At 65.6% G+C, this 2,312-nt stretch carries 3 protein-coding genes and 1 pseudogene; all 4 read left to right on the top strand.

The window, feature by feature from the left end; all coding sequences use genetic code 11:
- A partial coding sequence (locus tag MOV74_RS36270) for an ABC transporter permease subunit (RefSeq protein WP_404979228.1) occupies positions 1-457 on the top strand: 457 nt, incomplete at its 5' end.
- Positions 454-1,434, top strand: a complete 981-nt coding sequence (yjfF, locus tag MOV74_RS36265; RefSeq protein WP_246932090.1) for a galactofuranose ABC transporter, permease protein YjfF — start codon at positions 454-456, stop codon at positions 1,432-1,434. The genes MOV74_RS36270 and yjfF, both read left to right, overlap by 4 nt.
- The gene (locus tag MOV74_RS36260) at positions 1,431-2,207 is read left to right on the top strand and encodes a FadR/GntR family transcriptional regulator (protein ID WP_246932088.1); all 777 of its coding nucleotides are present in this window, start codon (positions 1,431-1,433) and stop codon (positions 2,205-2,207) included. Before yjfF ends, MOV74_RS36260 begins: the two co-directional genes overlap by 4 nt.
- Positions 2,204-2,312: pseudogene (locus tag MOV74_RS36255) on the top strand (gfo/Idh/MocA family oxidoreductase); the annotation flags it as partial. The gene MOV74_RS36260 and the pseudogene MOV74_RS36255, both read left to right, overlap by 4 nt.

The following is a 2,312-nucleotide window of genomic DNA, read 5'->3' as shown; positions in this document are numbered from 1 at the left end:
CCGCTTCAGCCTCGTGCTCGCCGTGCTTGGAGCACTTATCATCCAGACCATGAACACTGGAATCTTGCTGTCCGGCTATCCGCCGGAATTCAACTTGCTGGTCAAGGCGGTCTATGTCTGGTGCGGCGTCTGCGCCGCGCTCGCCGGCGTGATCGCGGCGGCCGACATCATGGGCGCGGATGCCAACAATGCCGGCCTCTGGCTCGAGCTCGACGCGATCCTGGCCGTGGTGATCGGCGGCACCTCGCTGTTCGGCGGCCGCTTCAGCCTCGTGCTCGCCGTGCTTGGAGCACTTATCATCCAGACCATGAACACTGGAATCTTGCTGTCCGGCTATCCGCCGGAATTCAACTTGCTGGTCAAGGCGGTGGTGGTGCTCGCGGTGCTGCTGTTGCAATCGCCGAAGCTGACCGGTTCTGCTGGCATCGTTGCGCGGCTGCGGAGGACCAAAGCATGAAAGGCCTGCCGCCCGTCCTGATCACGGCCATCGTGCTCGTCGCAGGCTTTGCGCTCTGCGCGGTGCAATTCCCCAACATCGCCTCGACCCGCGTGGTCGGCAATCTCCTCACCGACAACGCCTTCCTCGGCATCGTCGCGACCGGCATGACCTTCGTCATCATCTCCGGCGGCATCGATCTCTCGGTCGGCTCGGTGATCGGATTCACCACCGTCTTCGTCGCGCTCGCGGTCGAGCGCTGGGGCATGCCGCCGCTGGTCGCCTTCGTTGCCATCCTCACGCTCTCGGCAGCCTTTGGCGCGGCGATGGGAGCCGTGATCCATGTCTTCGATCTACCACCGTTCATCGTGACGCTCGCCGGCATGTTCCTGGCGCGCGGCGCGAGCTTCCTGCTGTCCACGGAATCGGTGCCGATCACGGCACCCGTCTATTCGACGGTTTCCGACTTCGCGCTGCGGATGCCCGGCGGCGGCAGATTGACGGCGATCGCGATCATCATGCTCGTGATCGTCATCGGCGGAGCCTTGCTGCTGCAGCTCACCCGGTTCGGCGCCAATGTCTATGCGCTCGGCGGCAGCCGGGCCGCCGCGAGCCTGATGGGCGTTGCTGTGGGCAAGATGACGATCAAGATCTACATGCTGTCCAGCCTGCTGGCAGGGATCGCCGGCATCGTGTTCTCCTTCTACACCAGCGCCGGCTACTCGCTCTCTGCCGTCGGCGTCGAGCTCGACACCATCGCGGCCGTCGTGATCGGCGGCACGCTGCTCACGGGGGGGCAGGGCTCGGTGATCGGCACCTTCCTCGGCGTGCTGATCCAGGGCCTGATCCAGACCTACATCAATTTCGATGGTACGCTGTCGAGCTGGTGGACCAAGATCGCGACCGGCGTTTTGCTGTTCGCCTTCATCGCCTTGCAGCAGGGGTTGGTCGCGCTCGCGCGCCGGCCGGTAACGAAGAGCTTGGGAGCCGCGACATGACCTCGCGCATCGTCGTCATCCCGACGCGACGGGCTCACTCCAACCATGCGGAGGTCGCCCGCTCGATCGGCATCGACATCATCGCCGGCCGCTACGCGGAGGGAACGCGTCTGCCGGGCGATGCCGAGATGATCGCGATGTTCGGCGTGTCGCGGCCGGTGCTGCGGGAGAGCGTGAAGACCCTGGTCGCCAAAGGCCTGCTCACCACCAAGGCGCGCGTCGGCACCGTCGTGCGCGAACGCGCGGCCTGGAACATGTTCGACGCCGACGTGCTGGCCTGGCACTTGGACGCCGGCATCGACAAGCGCTTCCTCAACGACCTTGCGGAAATACGTCTGGCTGTCGAGCCGCGCGCCGCAATGCTTGCGGCGGCGCAGAGGTCGGAGGAAGATCTCGTCGAGCTTCGCCGCTGTATGGACCGTATGCGTCTTGAAGCCTCCGATTCCGTCGGCTTTGCCGATGCCGATCTCGCGCTTCACGTCGCCGTGGCGCGCGCCTCCGGCAATCTGTTCATGCGTTCGATCGGCCACGTCATCGAGGCGGCTCTGCGCGCCTCGTTCCTGCTCAGCGCACCGGTCGAGCTGGAGGACCGCGAAACCGTGCTGCTCTGGCATCAGAAGATCGTCGATGCCATCGCAGCGGGCGATGCCGAGGCAGCCTCGGAGGCGATGGTCTTCGTCATTCACAACGGCATGCATCGCCACGAGGGCGCCGTGATCGAGACCGCGCCGTCCGAGGCGTTGCCATCCGCGGAATCTGGAGAGAGTTCGTGACGGAACTTCGGATCGCCATCGTCGGCTTCGGCAAGATCGCGCGCGACCAGCATGTCGGCGCGATCGCCGCGGTGCCGGGCGCGACGCTGACCGCGGTTGCCAGCC

The organism is Bradyrhizobium sp. SHOUNA76 (genome assembly GCF_023006445.1).
Lineage (GTDB): Bacteria > Pseudomonadota > Alphaproteobacteria > Rhizobiales > Xanthobacteraceae > Bradyrhizobium.
Note: the sequence above shows the minus strand (reverse complement) of the source record. Positions and strands in the feature narration are given on the sequence as shown.